At 74.4% G+C, this 664-nt stretch carries 2 protein-coding genes; both read right to left on the bottom strand.

From position 1 onward, the window contains the following. The coding region (locus tag ACYVE9_RS29765; RefSeq protein ID WP_461030972.1) for a DUF3097 family protein at positions 1-255 on the bottom strand (255 nt) is incomplete at its 3' end. A gap of 13 nt (positions 256-268) precedes the next feature. Beyond that, the coding region (locus tag ACYVE9_RS29760; RefSeq protein ID WP_461030971.1) for an MBL fold metallo-hydrolase at positions 269-664 on the bottom strand (396 nt) is incomplete at its 5' end.

The raw sequence follows: 664 nt of genomic DNA, 5'->3' as shown, positions 1-664 counted from the left end.
CGGACGGACCAGCGTCACCGTGCGCCCCTCCAGCAGGAAACCGCGCGGGGCCAGCGGGAACACCCGCTGCTTGCCGTAGCGGTCCTCCAGCGTCACCGTCGGCCCCTCGGCCGTCTTCTCGCAGCGCAGCACGGCCCCGCAGAAGCCGGTGGTGACCTCTTCTACGACGGTTCCCGGGTCGGCCGGAACCTCCGGGGCGGGCTTGCTCTTCTTCCACGGCGGTGTCAGATCCGGGCCGTAACTCCTGCTGCGCATGACCGCCATTGTGCTACCCGGCGGCGAAACGACGGGCCAGCTCCTCCCGTTGGGCGTGTACGAAGGCGGCGTCCACCACCGCGCCGTGCCCCGGCACGTACACGGCGTCCGGACCGCCCAGCACCAGCAGCCGGTCCAACGCGGCCGGCCAGCGGGCGGGGTGGGCGTCCGGACCGGCCTGCGGCTCACCGGACTGCTCGACCAGGTCGCCGCAGAACACCACGTCCGGTTCTCCCGGCACCAGCACCGCCAGGTCGTGCCCGGTGTGCCCGGGGCCGACGTTGGCGAGCAGCACGCGGCGGTCGCCGCCGAGCGACACCGTCAGCTCGCCGGACACCTGGTGGTGCGGGGCGACCAGCACGTCGGCCGCCTCCGCCGCCGCGTCGGCCGGTACCCCGTGCCGGACGGC

It is taken from the genome of Streptomyces sparsus (assembly GCF_054776295.1).
Note: the sequence above shows the minus strand (reverse complement) of the source record. Positions and strands in the feature narration are given on the sequence as shown.